The following is a 20,115-nucleotide window of genomic DNA, read 5'->3' as shown; positions in this document are numbered from 1 at the left end:
TACAAAAACTTCTAGCACAAAAAATTATTTTATGCTAGCACAAAATAATCTTATTAATTTTTATACCATTAACATACCACCGTTTACATGTATAGTTTGACCGGTAATATATGATGATTGATCGCTTGCTAAAAATGCGACTGTGTTTGCCACATCTTCCGGCATACCGTAAGTACCTAGCGGAATTTTCTGTACTATCATTTCTTTTTGTTTTTCGTTCAGTTTATCGGTCATATCAGACTTAATAAATCCTGGAGCTACTGCATTAACCGTAATACCTCTGGTTGCAACTTCATAAGAGAGTGATTTGGTCATACCGATTAAACCTGCTTTAGCAGCACAATAATTAGCTTGCCCAGGGTTGCCTGAAACCCCTACTATTGAAGATATGTTGATAATGCGTCCATACCTGTTTTGCATCATTTTTTTTATTGCTTCACGATTTAAAATAAAATTTGCTTTTAAATTAATATCAATAACTTTGTCAAAATCTTCATTTTTCATTCTAATGGCTAGCATATCGCTAGTAATACCAGCATTACATACTAAAATATCTAGCTTTGATGTTTTAGATATTAAATTGCTGCATTCTTCCTTATTTGCAAGGTTGCATATTTCTATTGTATAATGATCTTTTAAAACATTTCCAAGGGATTTTAATTTTGCCTCATTACTACCACTAATAATTACATGGCTTCCGAGTTTGTGTAGTAACCTCGCTATAGCTCCGCCTATACCTCCTGAAGCTCCTGTAATTAAAGAAGTTTTGCCTGTTAAATCAATCATTTTCTTCCTCCATTTGATCAAGATTCATATTAGTAATTTTTGATGATTTTTCACGTATTATTTTCTCAATTTCGTTGGCAATTTGTGGATGTTCTTTTAAATATTGTTTGACGTTTTCACGACCTTGACCGATGCGTACGTTATTATAGGAAAACCACGAACCGGATTTCTCAACAATATCAAGCTTAACTCCAAGATCGATTATTTCACCTTCTTTTGAAATACCTGAGCCGTACATTATATCAAAATCTGCAGTTTTAAATGGAGGTGATACTTTGTTTTTAACTACTTTTACTTTAGTTTGGCTACCTATTACTTCTTCTTTATCTTTAATAGAACCGATTCTTCTTATGTCTATTCTAACTGAAGCATAGAATTTTAAGGCATTACCGCCTGTTGTAGTTTCAGGGCTACCAAACATTACTCCTATTTTCATTCTGATTTGGTTGATGAAAACGGCAATACAGTTAGTACGGGAAATTGAAGCGGTAAGCTTACGCAAAGCCTGGCTCATTAATCTTGCTTGAGATGCCATTTGTGCATCACCCATTTCTCCTTCAATTTCTGATTTAGGTACTAAAGCGGCGACACTATCTATTATTACCATGTCAATACCGCCTGAACGGATTAAAGTATCAGTAATTTCTAAGGCTTGTTCACCTGTATCGGGCTGTGAAATAATAAGTTCATCAATATTTACGCCTAATTTTTTAGCATAAGCAGGATCCAGAGCATGCTCGGCATCAATAAAAGCACATGTGCCACCTTTTTTCTGTGCTTCGGCAATTAGATGCAATGTTAGAGTAGTTTTACCTGAGCTTTCAGGACCAAAAATCTCAATGATTCTACCTTTGGGAACGCCGCCGATTCCAAGAGCCATATCTAGCCCAAGTGAGCCAGTCGATACAGCTTCTATATCAATATTTGGACGCTGACCTAGTTTCATTACTGAACCTTTACCGTAGCTTTTTTCGATTTGTGCGAGTGCTGCGGCAATTGCTCTTTCTTTATCTGTATTTGACATAAATTCCCATATTATAAACTTATCAATTAAAATATAAGCTTGAGAAAAAAAATCAAATTTTATTTTATTATGCTTGTAAGATTAAATCTTGACTTCCATAACAATTTACTTGTGTTATAGTCAATTGATTTGGATTCGCCTACTTATGCTTATATAATGGTATATTTAAATTATTTTAAGCATATGCTTACTTTTATCTTGCATGCTGTTATGCCTACTATAATTCTTGATTTAAAACCCTAATTTACAACAATTATGGATAATCAATGCATATACAATAGTATTATCAGATCTTCTAATTACTGTAGGTGCACTAGGAGATAGATTTGGTTGTAAAAGATTATTACTTTGAGGACTTTTAGTTTTTGCTATCGCTTCAATATTAGTTTATGTATTTGATACCCCATTAGGATTAGTATTATATGTGCTTTACTTGGGTTAGGATGATCAATGATCATGCCTTCCACTTTATATCTATATTGCGTAATATTTTTACTAATATGTATGAACGTATGATCGCGCATATCTGTGTCGGGAATAATGGCAATCGTAGGGGCCGCGCTTCAGGAGTATTGGTTAAGCTTTTAAGTTGGTAATTTGCATTTTTTGTGAATGTACCTATTGCATATAGTTTGGATTCCTGAATCATCTAATCCTAGTAATGAGCCATGAGATTGGACAGTAGTATTTCAGTCATTTTTTGGAATGACAGCTTTAGTTCAAGGCATTAAGATGTTGGCTAAATACGGTATTATGAATCTAGCATCTGGTGGAATGCTCTTAATTGGCATGATAATATTTACCTTACGTTCTTAAGTTGATTACTTGTGTCTTAGGATCATCTCATGTCCTTATGGTTACCCAATTTATCAAAGGGTTCAGTTCTTTGCACACAGGTCTTTTATATGTTGCCTGAAGCAGTTTTTACTTTAATTGCATATTTTAGTTATGCCATTATTTACTTACACGATTTACCGCACGTGTAATAATGTTTAGTGGGGCTTATCTTTACTGTATCTAGTGTATATTAGACTAGATTATAGCGATATATCTTGGACTGCATAGATAGGAAGTAGTCTATGCCTCTCTACCAACTTAAACATTTATGATGAATGTAGTGCTGGCAGAGAGATCCGGAAGTACAGCAGCACTACAAAAAATAGCATATGCCTGACTTAATGTATTAGGTATAGCTGTTATTGTGAGTATTACGTCTTTCAATATATAGTAATAAAATCCCTCACAGTGTTTCTGTATCAATTGCAGAAATAGCTCGTGACTCTCAATTGGCCAAGGAATAATTATTGCTTAACAACTACCCCACATTCATTTGTTCCAGATTAATGAAGCTTAAATTGCTCAAGTTTTAACCATTGAAGAGAAATACACTCTTGGTGGTTGCGGGAGGTTGAAAACTGCAAAAAGTGAGTTACGCTAGGTTTTAAGCTCAAAGTAATACTTTAAACTCTGGATATGTCTAACATATTCCCGACCGTGACATGAAGTCAAGGATTCCATTGGTTTTGTGAGCGATGTTCTCACTTTTTGTAGAGGCTGCGACACCACGAAATAGTGTTTTGCTATTTCGAGTATCATTTTTTATATAAACTTACTTTAAATCCATGCAATAAGGTCTTAATTATACTGAATCTGAGCAACTTACACACCTGAGCTTGACTCCCCTATTAAAAAAGTATCTTCATGTGTATACTCAGCATAGGTATTCTCAATTGGTAACATACTAAATAGTTGCTGAAAACTATCTTCATAAAGAGGAAATTGCTCTTTAATACTAATTTTATTATTTTCTAGATTTCTAATACTTTGCAATATCTCTTCAAAGGTTTTTATTGTTATTTTATACGGTATAATAGGATTATTAGTAAGACAGTTATTAACACTAGGCTTTATAAAAGAATATATGTTATTCAGTATCTTGCCTAGAGAACATATATTAGAGAATATTTTATCTAAAGAATTTAAATTTTTAAATTCTTGGTTTAAATTTTCCATTGTTGTTTTTAGACCTACTAAATCGTAGTCTTGTGAAGTTAATGTTATTATACTTTTATTATTTATTCGTGTACACCAATCAGTATTCTCTAATTTATCTAACATTTTAATTATATCATCTAAATCTTTAATTTTAAAAATCGTATCTAATATATCTTTATTAGAATTTAAAATTTGATATTTTAAATTTCCATATTCTAGTTGTGCGAATTCTTTATTATTAGTTCTTTCCTTATACCAATCCCATCCATATTTAGCTAACATCAATGAGGCTGCTATAAATCCTACTGCTCCAATAACATAACCCCACGATTCATTGCCATTTGTATCATCGTTAGGGCTTGCTGTAGTGGTAGTGGGAGTGGTTGCCTCAGTGAAAGGTTTATTTATTAGATCTAAAATGTTTTTCCCTACTTCTCTAGGTGATATATCATCCAAAGTTATGTTGAAATCCTCTAGAATAATCTTAAGATTATCAGTAGTGAATTTGACTGGTATATTCAATAAATTAAAAATGTTTTCTCCTACTGCTTGAGCATTGTTCAAAGTTATTTCCAAATGATTTAAAATATCTCTCAAATTATTAACAAGCATTTTGGTATTATGCTCTTGTAGAATGGCTTCACCTTCGGTAGTAGTGCATTCCTTTAACTCTACTAGGCTAACGTTTTGAAGTAAGTGTTTGCCTTCTTCTAAAATAACACTAGTACTGTTTCCATAAGTAACAATAGACTTTATAGGGATTTTAATCTCTGTACATTGTTGAGTTACTACTGATAAATCATTATGTACTTTTGCTAAATGATTAAAGATTCCTGCCCAATTACATTTTATATGCTCAACTAAATAACCATTAGTAAAACTTCCTGCAACAGTATTATATACTGATGAAAGTATAGTATTGCCTAACTTATAAATAATATGCTTTGTATTTCCAGGTAAGCTACTCACCATTTCATTTGTAAATATAGGCATGAAACATTTTAAATTTATATTTAATACAGGTGCCATAATACTACTCCTTCAATTTAAATTAATAAAACCATGAAACGTGGTTTCTAAAGTATGTTAATATTTTTGTCAAGAGAAAAATAAACTAATATATAAAAATAGGATTTGAGAGTAGTTATTGTGGTTGGACTTTTATATTCTTCCTGCAGAAGGTTTGCTTGTATGGATCAATTTTCCCTCTGTCACCCCATGACTTGATCACGGGGGTGACAGCAGAAAAATCATTTCCCTATGCAGAAATTTTTAAAGATCTCGCCTAGTATTTCGTTCACATTAATAACGCCTGTAATAGTACCGATGCAGCGTACAGTCATTCTAATATCTTCAGTTGCTAGGACTAAATCATTATCTAGAGTGAAATTTTTTAAATAGGTAAGACCTTGTTTTAAATAATGACGATGACGTTGATTTGTTATGTAAGGTGTTTCAGTAAATCCTGCCATATTTTCGGCAATATTTTCAATATTTTTCAATATATCGTTTAAGGCTATATTATTCTTAATTGAAACCCTTAAGCATTTATATTTATCTTCAATTAAAAATATTTTGCTCGGTTCAATTAAATCGATTTTATTGATTATAATGATAGTATTTTCATCAATTAAATCTATAATACCTTCATTTATAGATGAATCTAATTTCTCAGCATCAAACATAATAATTTTGATATCCGCTGTTTTAGCTGAATTTATAGCTCTTTTTATACCTTCTTGCTCTATAATGTCGCTACTTTCTTCTCTTATACCTGCTGTATCTTGCAAAATAATAGGATAGCCGCCAATGTCTAAATGGCCCTCAATTATATCTCTAGTAGTGCCTGCGATATTTGAGACAATTGCTATATCTCTTTGCATTAAGAAGTTTAGTAGGCTAGACTTACCTGCATTCGGCGGTCCGATAATTGCAAGCTTAAGACCGCTATTTAGTAGTTCTCCTCGTCTATTGTCGTTAAGATAATTAGATATTTCATTTATAAGGTTTGTATGAGTGTTATTAACCTTGTTAAGGATGCTATCCGGTATATCTTCATCAGGAAAATCTATATAAGCCTCAAGTAAAGAGATAATTTGAAGTAACTGTTCTCGCCAATTATTATATAATTCTTCAAGAGCCCCACCTGCTTGTCTAATTGCTTGCCTATGCTGCATAATAGTTTCAGCATTAATTAAATCAGCTATTCCTTCAGCAGCCGTTAAATCAAACTTATTATTTAAAAAAGCTCTTTTGGTAAATTCTCCAGCTTCCGCTAAACGAATATTCGGTATATTTAACAATGCATTAATAAGCATTATAGAAATAGCTTTACTACCATGCGTATAAATCTCTGCTACGTCTTCACCTGTAAAGCTACCTGGTGACTTAAAATAAACTACCATAGCATTATCAATTAGTTCGCCGCTCTCAGGGAAAGTAATTTGTTGATAATACATTAATCTCGATTTAAAGTCCTTTCTCCCGGTAAGTAGCTGCAACACTTCTAAGCTTTTAGGACCGGAAATCCTAAAAACCGCTACGCCTGCTTTACCAAATGCAGAGCTTTGTGCAAATATTGTTTCCACTTATTTTCTATGCCTCTTGCTTAAGTTATTTTATATAATATAATAACAAAAGAAATAATCATAGTTATTACTTGAGAAAATCATGACCCCAAAAACAACCTCTTTAAATTTTAGTCGTTTAAATTGTCAAATCCCGAATTATAAAACTAAAATTCTAGAACTTAGTACGGAACAACGTGAATCAAATTCTATATATATGGATTTTGTTCAAAAATTTTTAAATTATATTCCAATCGATTATGATTTTGAGAATAGAGAAAAATTATTCCAAAGTTTTGCAGATGAAGCCTTTAAGTTTTTTATGCAAAGGGTAGAAAGAGCAAGAAAAATAGTAATAACAAAAGCAGTTATAGAAAATGATCCGGCAATAAATGTCTTGATATTACTTGATAATAAACCGCATATTGTTGATTTTATCATATGTTTGCTTAAAAACATGAATTTGCAAACTAAGTTTTTACTCCATCCGGTAATAAACTGCATAAGAAATAGTAAAGGAGAATTAGAAAAAATATTAGAAAATTCTATACCGAATGAACAATCAGAATCGATATTGCATTTAACTATATTAGGAAATTTTGACGATAAGGCTACTACATTTTTAACTCGGGCTATAAATGAAAGATTAGAAGAACTAGAGCAAAGTTATAGAAGTTTGCCGCATTTACTCACAAAATTACAAGATTTATCTAAAAATATAATTAATAATGATAAATTAAATTTTGGAGAGGCTAAAGAATTTTTAAAGTGGCTGCAAAATAACAATTTTGTTTTATTAGGTGCTCTTGATTTTAAAGTAGAATCTTTAAAATTAAATAATGAAATCGGTGCAACAAAAATATGGCAAGATATCAAGACCGAAATTGAAGATATTATAAAATGTTCAGCAGATCTACCGTATCAGAATCAATTGATAATACTAGGTAAAATAAACAGTGGCTCACTTATTCATCCAGATAATTTAATCGATTACGTGTTAGTAAAGAATTTTAATTCTTGGGGTGAGTATATTTCAGGAAGTATAATATTTGGGATATATAGTTCAAATATGTACTATCATTCAATAAGTACTATCCCAATCCTCAGACAGAAATTTAATTTTGTAATAGAGAAAGCAGGATTTGCCCTATCAGGTTACAATGCCGATAAATTAAAAATTTTAATGGAATCATTGCCGCGTGAAGCTTTAATACAAATCGATCAAGGTGATTTATATTGTATGTGTCTTCATATGCTTTCAAGTATGATGAGTAAAAAGCTTAAATTGTTTATTCAATATGACTGGTCGAGTTCTTTTCTTAATATCATAATTTTTTTACCGAGAGAACGTTTAACGGCTGAAATACATAATATGATAGATTGTTATTTAGCGGAAAAATTCGGTAGTAAAATTTTATCCAATTATATCACCGAAGTAGCTGGTAATTTTTCTTATCTTTTTGTAACTCTTGAAGCACAAAGTGAACATAAAATAAATTTTGAAGCAGAAATAATACAGCAAGATTTAGATCGTATCTCTACACGTTGGAGTGAAGATTTTTATTTTAAGCTTTCTAAAAAAATTGGTGAATATCAAGCAGGTATTAATTTAAAGTTTTTTGATGGTATTTTCCCGGCAGATTATAGACAAAAATTTTCTCCGGAAATAGCGTTAGTAGATATTGAATATCTAACGGAAGCAAGCAAGTTGCAAAAATATATGTTTAATTTAGTCGTTGTAAGTGAATCGGAATTTTACTTAAAAATATATAGTCCAAAGGTAAAACTTGCACTTTCTAACATATTGCCACCAATCGAAAATTTAGGTTTTAAAGCAATTGATGAACAGACTTTTGTCATTAAAGAAGCCCTCGAAATCAAAGAAAGTTGGATATATAATTTTATCTTAACTTCTATTGTACCCGTAAAGGATAATGTTAATGAATTAAAAATAAATGTTGAAGAAGCTTTAGATAAAATAGCACTTGGGATGCTTGCTAATGATTCTTTAAGTAAACTGATAGTGCTGGCTGGTTTTAATTGGAAGCAAGTTAAATTAATAAAAGCTTTAACAAGATATTTACATCAAACAGGATTTAGTTACGGCAAAGGTTATGTACAGTTAACGCTACTTAAACATTCCGAATATACAAAAATGTTGGTAAATCTATTTGACATAAAATTTAATCCTAAACATTCTAATAATAATTGTGACGTAATTAAAGATAAGCTAACTAATTACTTAGCAACAGTTGATATGAGTAGTGAAGATAAAGTACTACGTAATATGTTTGCTATAGTTAATGCTATTACTAGAACAAATTACTATCAACTACATAAACATATTTTTTCATTTAAGTTTGATTCTTCAAAAGTACCTAATTTACCTAAACCGATTCCATTTGCCGAAACCTTTGTTTACTCTAGAAATTTTGAAGCTGTTCATTTAAGAGGTGGTCCTGTATCGCGTGGAGGACTTAGATGGTCAGATAGAGCAGAAGATTATAGGTTTGAGATCCTTGGGCTTATGAAAGCACAAATGACTAAGAATTCCGTTATTGTCCCTGTCGGCTCTAAAGGAGGTTTTTATGTTCATTTTACTGAGGAAGGGCTTACTCGTGATGAATATATGGAAAAAGTTATTGAATGCTATAAAAATTTTCTGAGAGGTTTATTAGACATAACCGATAATATTGTTGATGGTAAAGTAGTACATCCGAAAGACACTATTATTTATGATAAAGACGATCCTTATTTAGTGGTTGCCGCTGATAAAGGTACAGCATCATTTTCGGATTATGCAAATAGTGTAGCAAGAGAATATAATTACTGGCTTGATGATGCTTTTGCTTCAGGTGGTTCTGCAGGTTACGATCATAAAAAAATGGCTATTACTTCTAAAGGAGCTTGGATTTCCGTAACTAATCACTTTAAAACTTTAGGGTTAGATGTCCAAAAAGACCCTATTACCGTTGTAGGTATAGGGGATATGTCAGGAGATGTGTTCGGTAACGGTATGCTAAGGTCAAAGGTTATTAAACTAGTTGCTGCCTTTAACCATAAGCATATATTTATTGATCCTACTCCTGATCCTTTATCAAGTTTTAATGAGCGTTTACGTTTATTTAATTTAAAAGGTTCTAATTGGTCTGATTATGATTATAAGCTTATTTCTAAGGGAGGTGGAATATTTGAACGCAGTAGTAAATTAATAAAATTATCGTCTGAAATTAAGAAATTACTTGATATAAATGATAATGAGGTATCACCGGAAGAGTTAATTAAAGCTATTTTAAAAGCAAATGTTGATCTGTTATGGAATGGCGGAATAGGTACTTATATTAAGGCTAAAACGGAAAATAATTTAGAAATCGGTGATAAAACAAATGATAACCTTAGATGTAATGGTGAGGAAATTAGAGCAAAGGTTATAGCAGAAGGTGGTAATGTTGGTGTATCACAGAGAGGTAGAGTTGAGTATGCTAAAAAAGGCGGACGCATAAATGCCGATTTTATTGATAATTCAGCAGGTGTTGATTGCTCCGATCATGAAGTAAATATTAAAATTGCTTTAAGTAGTGCGGTAACCTTAGGAAAAATTACTTTAGAAGAACGTAATAAACTTCTAAACGATATGACAAAGCAAGTTGAAGAGTTAGTATTGCTTGATAATTATAAGCAAACCGAAGCAATAACGATTATGCAACTATCTCCTACTTTAACCGTTAATATACTTAGTCAATTTATAGACATTTTAGAAGAAGAAAAAGTATTAGAACGGGAAAATGAATTCTTGCCTAGTGCAGAAGAATTGAATAGAAGAGCTATCAGCGGTGAAGTATTAACTCGTCCTGAACTTTGCATATTGCTATCATATAGTAAAAGGTCGGCTTATCACGAGTTACTTAATTCTACTTTTTCCCATGATAAATATTTTGACGCATATCTTATAGATTATTTTCCAAAAATGATGCAAAAAAAGTTTCGTAATGAAATTTTATCTCATCCTCTTAAACATGAAATTATTAAAACCGTTACTATAAATAAAATAATGAATCAGCTTGGAGGACCGCTTATTAGTATTGTAAAGCGTGAGATTGGGGCTCCTCTTTGTGATATAATAAGGTCATATACCATTATTTGTGGAATTTTTGATCTTGATGACATATGGGAAACAGTGAGCAATTTATCCGCTAATATTGATTACAATGTAAAAATTGATATGTTTACCGAAATAACAAAATTAATGCGTCGTGGTATTTCTTGGTTTATTAAAAATTTAAAACATCCTATTAATATTAGTGAAACTATAGCGGAGTTTAGAGTTCCTGCACAAAACTTAAGAAAAACGGTAGGTACTTTATTAGTTGGAGAAACTAAAATAAGATTTGAAGAAAAATTAAATTATTATACAACTAGCGGAGTAGAGGAATCATTCGCTGTTACTATTGCTACATTTGATAATCTAATTTCAGTATTTGACACTATATATATAACAAAACAGACTTCAGGAAATAATAAAGAGATAGCAGAAGCCTATTTTGCTATAAGCGATATGTTTAGTCTTGATTGGTTACGTAAAGCTTGCGATAGGCAGTTGAATGATTCATTTTGGCGTCGTCTTGGAATTCAATCGCTAAAAGATGATTTATATGACAAACAACGTAGATTATTAATAAAAATAATTAATAAATCTAAAACAACTATTGATTTAGATTTATGGATTGATAATAATAATAATTTAGTTAGAAATTTTCTTGATTTTATTAAAGAAATTAAATCTCAAGAAACTATAGATTTAAATATAATTATTTTAGCAAATAAGAAATTTGAAATATTCTTACAAAAACTTGAGTAAACTATGTTATCAATGCTTAAGCAAATTAGGTTAGATTCAGGTAAAACTTTGAATCAGGTATCGAGTGATTTAAAAATTAGAAAAAAATATTTAATAGCTTTAGAAGAGGGTGATTTTGATGTTTTACCGGGAGAAGTATACGTAAGAGGCTACTTAAAATTATATTTAGATTATCTTAATGTAAAAGATCGAAATGCAGAGCAGATAGAAGCTACTAAAAAGAATGAGACAGAAAAATTATTAAATAATCAAAGAGCTACGACATTAATAAATTATAAACGTAAAAAACAATTAGTACTTATATCTATAATCATGTTATCAATTATTATTATAAGTCATCCATTCATAATTAATGCTTAGACAAAAATGGATAATGAAATATTAGACTGTTTACAGAACAAAGCTAATAAAGAGGAATTTAAAGGAGACAAGGAACACAGAATCGGAGAGTACAAAAAGGTACGTGAGGATGCGGAGTGCTGGCTCGTGTACAAATTACCTTAGAAGTGGGTTATGTAATTGTAAATAATTAAAACGAAAATAAAGAATTAAAAGATAATTATATAAAAATGCTAGATCAAATTAACATTTATATTAATAAACGTGAAGAAATAAAAAACAGCAAAAATAATTATGTCAATTGTTATGGTAACATTAAATAACAAGAGTGTTTAATTATATTGTAATAATGGAGATGAGAAAGAATTACTAATCTTTAGCGAATAAATTGAATAATAAAATAAACCACTTTGTTAATCATACAGCCTCTTTTGAGCTATTATTAGTTATGGTATCCCTTAATGTTTAACCTGAGATAGTAAATCTAACAGAAAAGTTTGAAAAAACGATTTTCAAAAAGATCATCCCGATGAAGAAAAATTTGTAGAAACCTTAACTACTTATAGCATGTTATCTAGAAAACCTTGCACGTAAAATGGGAAAGTGATATATTAGATCTTGGCTGCTTGGTTCGTGAGCTTAATATTAACCTAGGACTACCAATAACTTTTAGTACATCGTCTCTGTCTAATACTCATTTAAGTTTAGATATATGAAGTACACCTTTACATAAAGGTCTTTGAAGGATTTTAAGTAACGGCCAAAGCGGTCATGTATACTTGTTTAATTTGAAAAATTTGTTACGTTGTCTCTTGCTGATAATCCTCTCACATACTAGTATGTACGTATGTATCGCTGCAGTTATCAGCTTCAGGACATCTTGCTTTTGTCTAAATTAAACTTCGTCTACCTACTTTTCGTTTACTCACAGTATACCTTTAAAATGAAACAAACAAAATCAAGCAATAAAGTTTTCGGTGCTTTTTTAGGCACTATCATTGAGTATTACGACTATAGTTTATATGGTTTCTCAGCGGCAATTGTTGCCGATAAATTTTTTTCAGCCGGTACTGATCCATTAACAAAGCTTGTAAATGTTTTTGCCGTTTATGCGGTGGCATATTTATCAAAGCCTATTGGTGCTTATATTTTTGGATGCATAGGTGATATATACGGTCGAAAGAGAGCGTTAAGTTTTACGATTATCGGCATTGTAATTCCTACCTTAATAATCGGTTTGTTGCCTGATTATTCTTCGATAGGAGTTTGGAGTACAGTAATTTTAGTTTTATGTCGCTTCATGCAAGGTATTTTTATTGGAGGAGAATATGACGGTGCAGTGATTTATGTTATTGAACATTTAGGGGCAAAATACCGATTTACTGCTTCAGCTATAACTAGATGTACAGGGGTGGTTGGTTTATTATGTGGGATTGGTGCAACTAATTTCTTTAATTCTCATATTTTTCCGGAATGGGGTTGGCGTATTCCGTTTTTGTTAAGTTTACCACTTGCATTAATCACTCTTTATTATCGTCAGAAATTTCATGAAACACCGGAATTTAAAGAAGCAGATGATAGCCAAGATTCTATTGAAAAACTTAACTTCATAATTAAAAAGCAATGGAAATATATTTTACCACTTATATTCTTAGCTGGAGGTTTTGGAGCAACATATCAAATTGCAATCATTTTTATGAAGCAATATTTACCGATCGTACTGCCTTCAGTCGGTATTATTATGAGTTCTGTTTCAGTCTTAATAGTAATATCTTTTGCTATTTGCATGCCGATTGCCGGCTTTATTGCCGACCGTTTAGGAGTGAATTCGGTATTAAAAACCGCATTTATATGTACTATTATAGCAAGTGTATTTTTTATGATAGCAGTAAAATATCAAATGACTAATTTAGGGCTTGCAACTAGTTTAATGTTAGCTGCCTCGGTTGCTCCTTTTAACGCTCTTGCTCATAGTATAGTTATTAAGTCTTTTGTAGTTAAAGAACGTTACCGTGTTATAAGTTTAGGACATAATATCGGCTCAATGTTAATGTCTGGTACTGCTAATTATATTTGTGCAAATGTCATAAAATTATTTGATTTTAATCTATTCCCGATTTTATATCTTTGCATCTCCGCTGTACTTGCTTATTCTATGACTATATTTTTTAGGGAGAATAATATAAAATGAAAGATAGTGTAATTGATGAGATGCATAAGATTTTTACCAAAAATTAAATTGATGAAAATATTGCTATAGTAGATGATTGTATTTCTAAAAGACGTCAAAAATATTTAATTGAAGAAGAAAGAAAATACATACCTGCTATAATTTACTATAGGCGTTTTATAGATTATAAACTATTTTTATCAAATAGAAAGAACTTACCTATTTCAGGAATAATAAACTTATTTTCATCTTAAAATATCAAGTAAAATTTTAGGTTTGATATTAGGATCAATATTGAAAACATTTTTTATTTAGACAGACCTTCCTTTTGGTTTATTAGAGCTTTTAATTTGTTCAGTAAAAGGTTTTGTTTCTTTAGTTATTGGTTTATGCATAAATCTTCTAGTTTTTTCTCCTATCAACATGGCTTCTTGAAGTATGTCTTTTGGTAGTTTAGCTATAGATGCCGATATTTCCGGAGTTTGTTTTACTTCTACGGTTATCTTTTTTTCTTGATTTATATCCCTGCCTATCAATTCATCTAGTGGAACATTTTTGTAATCTGCAAGAGCTACAATTGCTCCAGTGTCAGGTTTGTGTGTACGACCGTCTAAGAAATTTTTCCATAATGTTTCATGAGTATTTGTTCTTCTACTTAACTCATATGGAGTTATATTTTCTTCTCTTAACACAGCTTGTACAAATTTTTCTAAATTATCTCTAATTTTTTTTAAATCTAAATCATCTTTATTTGTTTCTGATATATTGTTAATTCTATTAAATCTTTCTTTTGAACTTATATCTTCACTCATTATTTTTCCCTGTAAAATTTACTCCTCAAAATTGAGAGTTAAAATAATTTATTTTGCACTGATAAGAATTTATGATTTGTAAGACTTATTTATTAATATATAACTAATAAATAGTAAATAGAAGATAATTATAATGAAAATAATAAATTTAAGCTCTTTAATTAAGTATTTAGGTCCTATATAATAATTTTTGTATTACAAATTATAAGATTTTTTCTGAAATAGGAGCAGTGTCTTTTCAAAATCTTATAATTTTAACATACAATAATTTAAAGATATAAATTAAATTTTAGATGCAGAACCTAGGATATTTTAAACAGATTATATAAATTAAAAATTGTTTTCTCTGTATCTTGATCATTTATTAATAAGGTAATTTTAACTTCTGATAATTGCATCATATTAACATTTATATTATCTTTTGTTAACTTTGATAATATCGTTTCAAGTAATTTACAATCATTTTTAATACCATAACCAATAAGGGAGATTGTAGCAATTTCGGTGTCAAAAGTAAAATCTTGTATTTGCTTATCATTTTTTAAACTAGTAAGTAAAGTTTGTAAATTACTTTTATCGGTTAAATTTGTAATAAAACTATATTCTTCATTATGTTTTATCTCTTGCATAAACTCAATATGATTATTGTTTTGCGTAATCATATTTGCAATTTGCAGAAAATTTAACGAAACGCTCTTTATAGATATTTTTAATAAATTTTTATTAGATGTAATACCGCTAATAACGCCGTTTTCCATATTCTGATCTCTTGAAGTAATTAACGTACCTTCTGTATTTGGTGAAAATGTTGAAAGAACACGCATATCTATTTTATATCGCATTACTAACTCTACGGCTCTAGGATGTAATATTTTTGCTCCACTTGATGCTAGTGCTAACATTTCTAAAAAATCTATTTCTTTTATCTTCTTTGCATTTGGAATAATTCTTGGATCAGCAGAAAATATTCCCTCTACATCAGTATAAATATCACATCTATCGGCTTTCATAGCCGTAGCAATTAAGGCAGCAGTAGTATCAGATCCTCCTCTACCTAAAGTAGATAATCTATTAAACTTGTTAATTCCTTGAAAACCGGCTATTATAGGGGTAGTATTTAGCTGTAAATATTTTTTTAGTAAATCTGTAGTAATTGATTCCACTAAAGCTTTACCATGATTATTATTGGTGAGAATCGGTAATTGCCAAGCTAGAAATGAGCGTGCCTTTATATCTTCTTCTTGAAGAGCTAATGCAAGTAATGAAGCAGTGACTATTTCACCGCTAGAAAGTGCTACATCGTATTCTGCAAATTGGGAAGTTTTGTTCAGGCTTGATACTTCATTGCACAATGTGACAAGTTTATTAGTAACACCTGCCATAGCTGAAACTACTACGATTACTTGGTGATTTTTAGCTATTTCAGCTTTTATAATAGGAACGATTTTTTTTATTCTGTCAATATTTGCAACGGAAGTGCCACCGAATTTTTGAATTATTAAGGCCATAACTTTGTTGTCATAGTTCACTTGTAAGCTTTATTGTATAGCTCAAAAAATACCCTTAATGTCATGCACGTGTAGGCGGTAGAATCCAGAGAATAACCTTAACACATTATTGACAAAATAAACCTAAAAACAAGTTTTTATAGGTTTTACTGGATTCCAGTCTACGCGTGCATGGATATACAAGCCATGCAACAACGTTGGTCAAGCTACGAGATGACACTGAACATATCTTATGGTCCACTATGCAAGCAGCCTATCACAGCAACAATATCAGCATTATAAAGTGTTATTCTTTTTTAAGCACTTGCAATTTCTTTAACGTTTACGACTTTATGATTTCGCTTAGTTACAAATTCTACTCTACCTTCTATCAAAGCAAATATTGTATGATCTTTGCCAAGCCCTACATTCCTTCCAGGATGAATTTTTGTGCCGCGTTGCCTAACTATAATATTACCTGGTATTACATATTGTCCATCTGATTGCTTTACTCCAAGTCTGCGACCTGCCGAGTCTCTACCGTTCCTAGAACTACCACCGGCTTTTTTGGTTGCCATTTTATCATTCCTTTTAAGTTATTATTATTGTTTGGTAATATCTAATATTTTTAATTCTGTCAATTCTTGACGATGACCAGCTTTACGACGATAATTTTTTCTACGCTTTTTCTTGAAAACTATAATTTTATTATCCTTAAGCTGGTTAGTAATTTCAGCCGTAACGACAGCCCCTTTAACTATTGGAGTACCAATAAAAGAAGGCTTTGAATATTCGCCAATCATTAAAATTTGATCAAACTGAATTTTAGAGCCAAGTTCTCCATCAATTTTTTCAACTTTAATAACACTATTTCTGTCTACTTTATATTGTTTTCCACCTGCTTTTATAACTGCGAACATGAAAAATATCTCTTTAAAAATTTATATTGCCATATCATATTATTATATTAGAAATTAGTCAATAATAATATTATGTTATATCTATTAATACGAATATAATTGCGTATTGAGCTACCGCAGCAAATATTGCAGCTAGCAAATCATCAAGCATAGTGCCGATACTGCCTTTAATATTTTTATCAAACCAATTAATAGGCCAGGGCTTTACTATATCAAAAAATCGGAATAGACAAAAAGGTAATATGAAAAGTAATATAATATTTATTGTTAGTGGACTAAAATATTTTACTAAATGCGATTCATTAGCAAATAAAGCTGAAAAAAATACTAAAACGATAATTAGCATTTGTCCTACTACTTCATCAATTACTACTTCTTTAGGGTCTTCTGAATTTGTATAATTTAAATATATTCTAGTAAAATAAGTACCGAGAATTAACAACATCAAACATATACTAAAACTTATAATAAATATAGTTACAAGCTGTGCTTCACCGAGTGTTAGATTTGAGAAAGGAAGAATTATTTTATTATTGACAATAAAATATATTAACAAGTAAGTTAGTGGGAACGCGGCAAGCGAGCCAAACGTGCCAGGGCAATATTTGATTTTCCCAATATAAAAAAAAGTAACAAAAAATTCCGAGAACCATTTTTGAGTGAACATTTTTCTAAATAAAATATACTAGATTAAATTTAGTTAAAATCTTATAATAAGATTTTAACTCACACAATAAAATATCATGGGCATGAGTTTTAGCCATTTATTAATAGTTTTATTAATTATTTTTGTATTATTCGGTGCTGGTAAGCTACCACAAGTCATGTCTGATCTTGCCAAAGGTCTTAAAGCTTTTAAAGACGGTATGAAAGATGACGGCAACGATAATGATAGAAAAAATAATTAATCTTTATTGTCATTCCTGCTGTATGCGGAGCTTTGTTGCATGAAGCCCAATGTCATTCCCATGAAGGCAAGAATCCAGTAAAATCACCTTAATATTGATACAATAAACCTAAACAACAAATTTTTTATAGGTTTTACTGGATTCTTGCCTTCATGGGAATGACATTGAACTCTTTTTTTTAGAGCCATGCAATAACACTCTCTAATGTCCTGATACAGTAGAATATACACCATTCTCTTTCCTAATAATATCATACCATCTCTGCGCTACTCCATCGATGAAATGAATATTACCTGATAAACCTATATAAGGCTGTCTACTATTGATTCTATTTAAAAATCTTTCAGACACAAATTCGTTGCCTATATAGTTTGCAGTCATACGACCTAAATCATAAGCAAGAAGATGTATGAAACCCATATGGTTAATACCCAAGTCTTTTGCCCTACCAGGAACGTTGCTATTGAGTAAATTTAAAGAACTGGTAAAACTAATATCAATATTTTCAGGGTAATCAATATCAATACGATTATCACCGATTAAAATAGCTTTTTTATCTAAATTATATTTACGAATAATATCAGCAAGTAGGTTTAAATTTTTTGGATCGTCCGATAGATAAATAACTGGTTTTGTAGTATCGTTACATTCATTTATAATATCGGTATTGTCTGAAATATTTCTTACGGCTTTTGCTATAGATTCAGGATTATCATTATAGAATTCAGTGTGTGATAATGATGCATTTTTCTGAATCAATATATTTTGCATTACTTGACTAATATTCCGGGAATGTTTCCCTTTAGGTAATAATGCCATAAAATTTTTATGGTCGTTACTTGCGTAATAATTAACGATGCGTATCAGTTGTTTTAAAGGTGCATGACCGAATACAAATAATTTATCTTCTGCAAGAGCCGGATTATTTGACATAGTTATTATGATAATATCATTAGCTTTTGCTTTTTCAGCTATCAATGAAGTAAAGTTAGAATATAGAGGACCTAAAATAATCTTAGTTTTACGTGCTACTATTTTATCCATAGCGGATAAAACGTTTTTTTCGTCCGAGCCATCATAAGACGTAACATGTATATAAGATTTTATCCCATCATTAAGCCCCATTTTAATCAGATCTTTATATTGTTTACCTACAATACTATCAGGACCATGAATTGGCATTAAAATTGCAAGCTCAATTTCTTTTTGTTCTTTTTTAGGAAAACTTATAGGGTCTTCTTTAGGAGTTTGACATGACGATAAATATATCAAACAAAAAAATGATAGAACAATTCTTAGTGTATGTTTTATACTAGCCATAATATTACTTGAAAATTTAAAAATTATGATTTTAAAACCAGGGTTATATATTGTTTCAACACCGATAGGCAATTTTGAAGATATAACACTTCGTGCTATATCAACTTTAAAAAATTCGGATATTATTTTATGTGAAGATACTAGAATATCACAAACATTGCTAGCAAAACATGATATTCATACAAAATTACAAATTTATAATGATCATAGTGATCAGAAAGATAGGGAACATATTATAAGTCTGATAAAAGAAGGTAATATAGTAAGTTTAATTTCCGATGCAGGAACTCCTTTAATTTCCGATCCAGGGTATAAGTTAAGTAGAGATTTACGTATGCTTAACTATCATATAGACGTGATACCCGGGGTATCTGCACCGATTACTGCCCTAACTTTATCGGCTCTCCCTACCGATCGATTTTTATTTCACGGTTTTTTACCTAAAACTATAGAAAGTAAAAAAAAGATTTTTTCTGAGCTAGTAAATCTTAAGGCTACTTTGATTTTTTTTGAAACGGCGCCTCGTTTGATAAACACTTTATCAGTAGCTAAAGAAATACTAGGAAACCGAGAAATATGTGTGGCTCGTGAGTTAACTAAACTGTATCAAGGAATAAAAATAGGTGATATAGATGAAATAATAGCGTTCTATCAAAATAATATTTTAAAAGGTGAGATAGTATTATTGATTTCAGGAAATTTACGAGAAAAAAAAGAAAAACAAGAAGTTGATTTAGAAAAATTTATAGAATTTTGTTTAAATAGAAATTTAAGTAGCAAAACCACTACCGAACTTGCTTATGAAAAATTCAAAAATATTTATAGTAAGAAAGCGATATATAAATTGGTGAATGAGAGTAATTAGAGTCACTTACTTACGTCATTGCGAGCAGCTGTATGCTTTGTTGCTAGGTTGTCGATTTCATTCC

The 20,115-nt window shown here is 30.6% G+C and carries 15 protein-coding genes, 1 other RNA gene and 2 pseudogenes; 8 read left to right on the top strand and 10 right to left on the bottom strand.

Annotation, left to right across the window (positions count from 1 at the left end):
* Positions 1-60: 60 nt before the first annotated feature.
* From fabG to mnmE, 4 genes are all read right to left on the bottom strand, one after another.
* Positions 61-786: a 3-oxoacyl-ACP reductase FabG gene (gene fabG, locus A1E_RS04360; RefSeq protein WP_012149090.1), complete on the bottom strand. Its 726-nt coding sequence runs from the start codon at positions 784-786 to the stop codon at positions 61-63.
* Positions 779-1,810: a recombinase RecA gene (recA, locus tag A1E_RS04355; protein WP_012149089.1), complete on the bottom strand. Its 1,032-nt coding sequence runs from the start codon at positions 1,808-1,810 to the stop codon at positions 779-781. Before recA ends, fabG begins: the two co-directional genes overlap by 8 nt.
* 1,659 nt (positions 1,811-3,469) lie before the next feature.
* A complete protein-coding gene (locus tag A1E_RS04350) occupies positions 3,470-4,834 on the bottom strand; it encodes a DUF5460 family protein (protein WP_012149088.1) in 1,365 nt (454 codons plus the stop codon).
* A gap of 221 nt (positions 4,835-5,055) precedes the next feature.
* Positions 5,056-6,393, bottom strand: a complete 1,338-nt coding sequence (mnmE, locus tag A1E_RS04345) for a tRNA uridine-5-carboxymethylaminomethyl(34) synthesis GTPase MnmE (protein ID WP_012149087.1) — start codon at positions 6,391-6,393, stop codon at positions 5,056-5,058.
* A gap of 82 nt (positions 6,394-6,475) precedes the next feature.
* Here mnmE and A1E_RS04340 point away from each other — a divergent pair, with 82 nt between their 5' ends.
* From A1E_RS04340 to A1E_RS04330, 6 genes and pseudogenes are all read left to right on the top strand, one after another.
* The gene (locus tag A1E_RS04340; protein WP_012149086.1) at positions 6,476-11,230 is read left to right on the top strand and encodes an NAD-glutamate dehydrogenase; all 4,755 of its coding nucleotides are present in this window, start codon (positions 6,476-6,478) and stop codon (positions 11,228-11,230) included.
* 3 nt (positions 11,231-11,233) lie between these two features.
* Positions 11,234-11,590 carry a helix-turn-helix domain-containing protein gene (locus A1E_RS04335; protein WP_012149085.1) on the top strand — a complete coding sequence of 119 codons (357 nt, stop codon included), beginning with the start codon at positions 11,234-11,236 and terminating at the stop codon, positions 11,588-11,590.
* A 6-nt stretch (positions 11,591-11,596) separates the two neighbouring features.
* Positions 11,597-11,892: pseudogene (locus A1E_RS06335) on the top strand (palindromic element RPE1 domain-containing protein).
* A pseudogene (locus tag A1E_RS06330) lies at positions 11,864-12,176 on the top strand (cell division protein ZapA). The pseudogenes A1E_RS06335 and A1E_RS06330 overlap by 29 nt, the downstream one beginning before the upstream one ends.
* Before the next feature lie 9 nt (positions 12,177-12,185).
* Positions 12,186-12,345, top strand: a non-coding RNA gene (gene ssrS, locus A1E_RS05895) — 6S RNA.
* Between the two features lie 167 nt (positions 12,346-12,512).
* A complete protein-coding gene (locus A1E_RS04330) occupies positions 12,513-13,760 on the top strand; it encodes an MFS transporter (RefSeq protein ID WP_012149083.1) in 1,248 nt (415 codons plus the stop codon).
* Positions 13,761-14,050: 290 nt separating this feature from the next.
* On the opposite strand, the gene A1E_RS04325 is transcribed toward A1E_RS04330, so the two are convergent.
* The 5 genes from A1E_RS04325 to A1E_RS04305 form a co-directional block, all read right to left on the bottom strand.
* Positions 14,051-14,551 carry a helix-turn-helix domain-containing protein gene (locus A1E_RS04325; RefSeq protein WP_012149082.1) on the bottom strand — a complete coding sequence of 167 codons (501 nt, stop codon included), beginning with the start codon at positions 14,549-14,551 and terminating at the stop codon, positions 14,051-14,053.
* Positions 14,552-14,853: 302 nt separating this feature from the next.
* Entirely contained in the window at positions 14,854-16,059 is a 1,206-nt protein-coding gene (locus A1E_RS04320; protein WP_012149081.1) for an aspartate kinase, read from the bottom strand.
* A gap of 296 nt (positions 16,060-16,355) precedes the next feature.
* A complete protein-coding gene (rpmA, locus tag A1E_RS04315) occupies positions 16,356-16,616 on the bottom strand; it encodes a 50S ribosomal protein L27 (RefSeq protein WP_012149080.1) in 261 nt (86 codons plus the stop codon).
* A gap of 24 nt (positions 16,617-16,640) precedes the next feature.
* Positions 16,641-16,958 (bottom strand): 50S ribosomal protein L21, encoded by a 318-nt coding sequence (rplU, locus tag A1E_RS04310; protein WP_012149079.1) that lies wholly within the window; start codon positions 16,956-16,958, stop codon positions 16,641-16,643.
* A gap of 70 nt (positions 16,959-17,028) precedes the next feature.
* Positions 17,029-17,625 (bottom strand): phosphatidylglycerophosphatase A family protein, encoded by a 597-nt coding sequence (locus A1E_RS04305; protein WP_012149078.1) that lies wholly within the window; start codon positions 17,623-17,625, stop codon positions 17,029-17,031.
* Between the two features lie 76 nt (positions 17,626-17,701).
* Between A1E_RS04305 and tatA the strand changes: the two genes are divergently transcribed.
* On the top strand, positions 17,702-17,866 hold the full coding sequence (gene tatA / locus A1E_RS04300) for a twin-arginine translocase TatA (protein ID WP_012149077.1): 165 nt from the start codon (positions 17,702-17,704) through the stop codon (positions 17,864-17,866).
* A gap of 201 nt (positions 17,867-18,067) precedes the next feature.
* On the opposite strand, the gene A1E_RS04295 is transcribed toward tatA, so the two are convergent.
* Positions 18,068-19,186, bottom strand: a complete 1,119-nt coding sequence (locus A1E_RS04295; RefSeq protein ID WP_012149076.1) for a penicillin-binding protein activator — start codon at positions 19,184-19,186, stop codon at positions 18,068-18,070.
* Positions 19,187-19,211: 25 nt separating this feature from the next.
* Between A1E_RS04295 and rsmI the strand changes: the two genes are divergently transcribed.
* Positions 19,212-20,051: a 16S rRNA (cytidine(1402)-2'-O)-methyltransferase gene (gene rsmI, locus A1E_RS04290; protein ID WP_012149075.1), complete on the top strand. Its 840-nt coding sequence runs from the start codon at positions 19,212-19,214 to the stop codon at positions 20,049-20,051.
* Positions 20,052-20,115: the final 64 nt, after the last annotated feature.

Source organism: Rickettsia canadensis str. McKiel (assembly GCF_000014345.1).
Taxonomy (GTDB): domain Bacteria; phylum Pseudomonadota; class Alphaproteobacteria; order Rickettsiales; family Rickettsiaceae; genus Rickettsia; species Rickettsia canadensis.
Note: the sequence above shows the minus strand (reverse complement) of the source record. Positions and strands in the feature narration are given on the sequence as shown.

Bases quoted from the DNA above. Each gene is read 5' to 3' on its own strand.
- fabG (WP_012149090.1), bottom strand. From the start codon at position 786: ATGATTGATTTAACAGGCAAAACTTCTTTAATTACAGGAGCTTCAGGA.
- recA (WP_012149089.1), bottom strand. From the start codon at position 1,810: ATGTCAAATACAGATAAAGAAAGAGCAATTGCCGCAGCACTCGCACAA.
- A1E_RS04350 (WP_012149088.1), bottom strand. From the start codon at position 4,834: ATGGCACCTGTATTAAATATAAATTTAAAATGTTTCATGCCTATATTT.
- A1E_RS04340 (WP_012149086.1), top strand. From the start codon at position 6,476: ATGACCCCAAAAACAACCTCTTTAAATTTTAGTCGTTTAAATTGTCAA.
- A1E_RS04335 (WP_012149085.1), top strand. From the start codon at position 11,234: ATGTTATCAATGCTTAAGCAAATTAGGTTAGATTCAGGTAAAACTTTG.
- A1E_RS04330 (WP_012149083.1), top strand. From the start codon at position 12,513: ATGAAACAAACAAAATCAAGCAATAAAGTTTTCGGTGCTTTTTTAGGC.
- A1E_RS04325 (WP_012149082.1), bottom strand. From the start codon at position 14,551: ATGAGTGAAGATATAAGTTCAAAAGAAAGATTTAATAGAATTAACAAT.
- A1E_RS04320 (WP_012149081.1), bottom strand. From the start codon at position 16,059: ATGGCCTTAATAATTCAAAAATTCGGTGGCACTTCCGTTGCAAATATT.
- rpmA (WP_012149080.1), bottom strand. From the start codon at position 16,616: ATGGCAACCAAAAAAGCCGGTGGTAGTTCTAGGAACGGTAGAGACTCG.
- rplU (WP_012149079.1), bottom strand. From the start codon at position 16,958: ATGTTCGCAGTTATAAAAGCAGGTGGAAAACAATATAAAGTAGACAGA.
- A1E_RS04305 (WP_012149078.1), bottom strand. From the start codon at position 17,625: ATGTTCACTCAAAAATGGTTCTCGGAATTTTTTGTTACTTTTTTTTAT.
- tatA (WP_012149077.1), top strand. From the start codon at position 17,702: ATGGGCATGAGTTTTAGCCATTTATTAATAGTTTTATTAATTATTTTT.
- A1E_RS04295 (WP_012149076.1), bottom strand. From the start codon at position 19,186: ATGGCTAGTATAAAACATACACTAAGAATTGTTCTATCATTTTTTTGT.
- rsmI (WP_012149075.1), top strand. From the start codon at position 19,212: ATGATTTTAAAACCAGGGTTATATATTGTTTCAACACCGATAGGCAAT.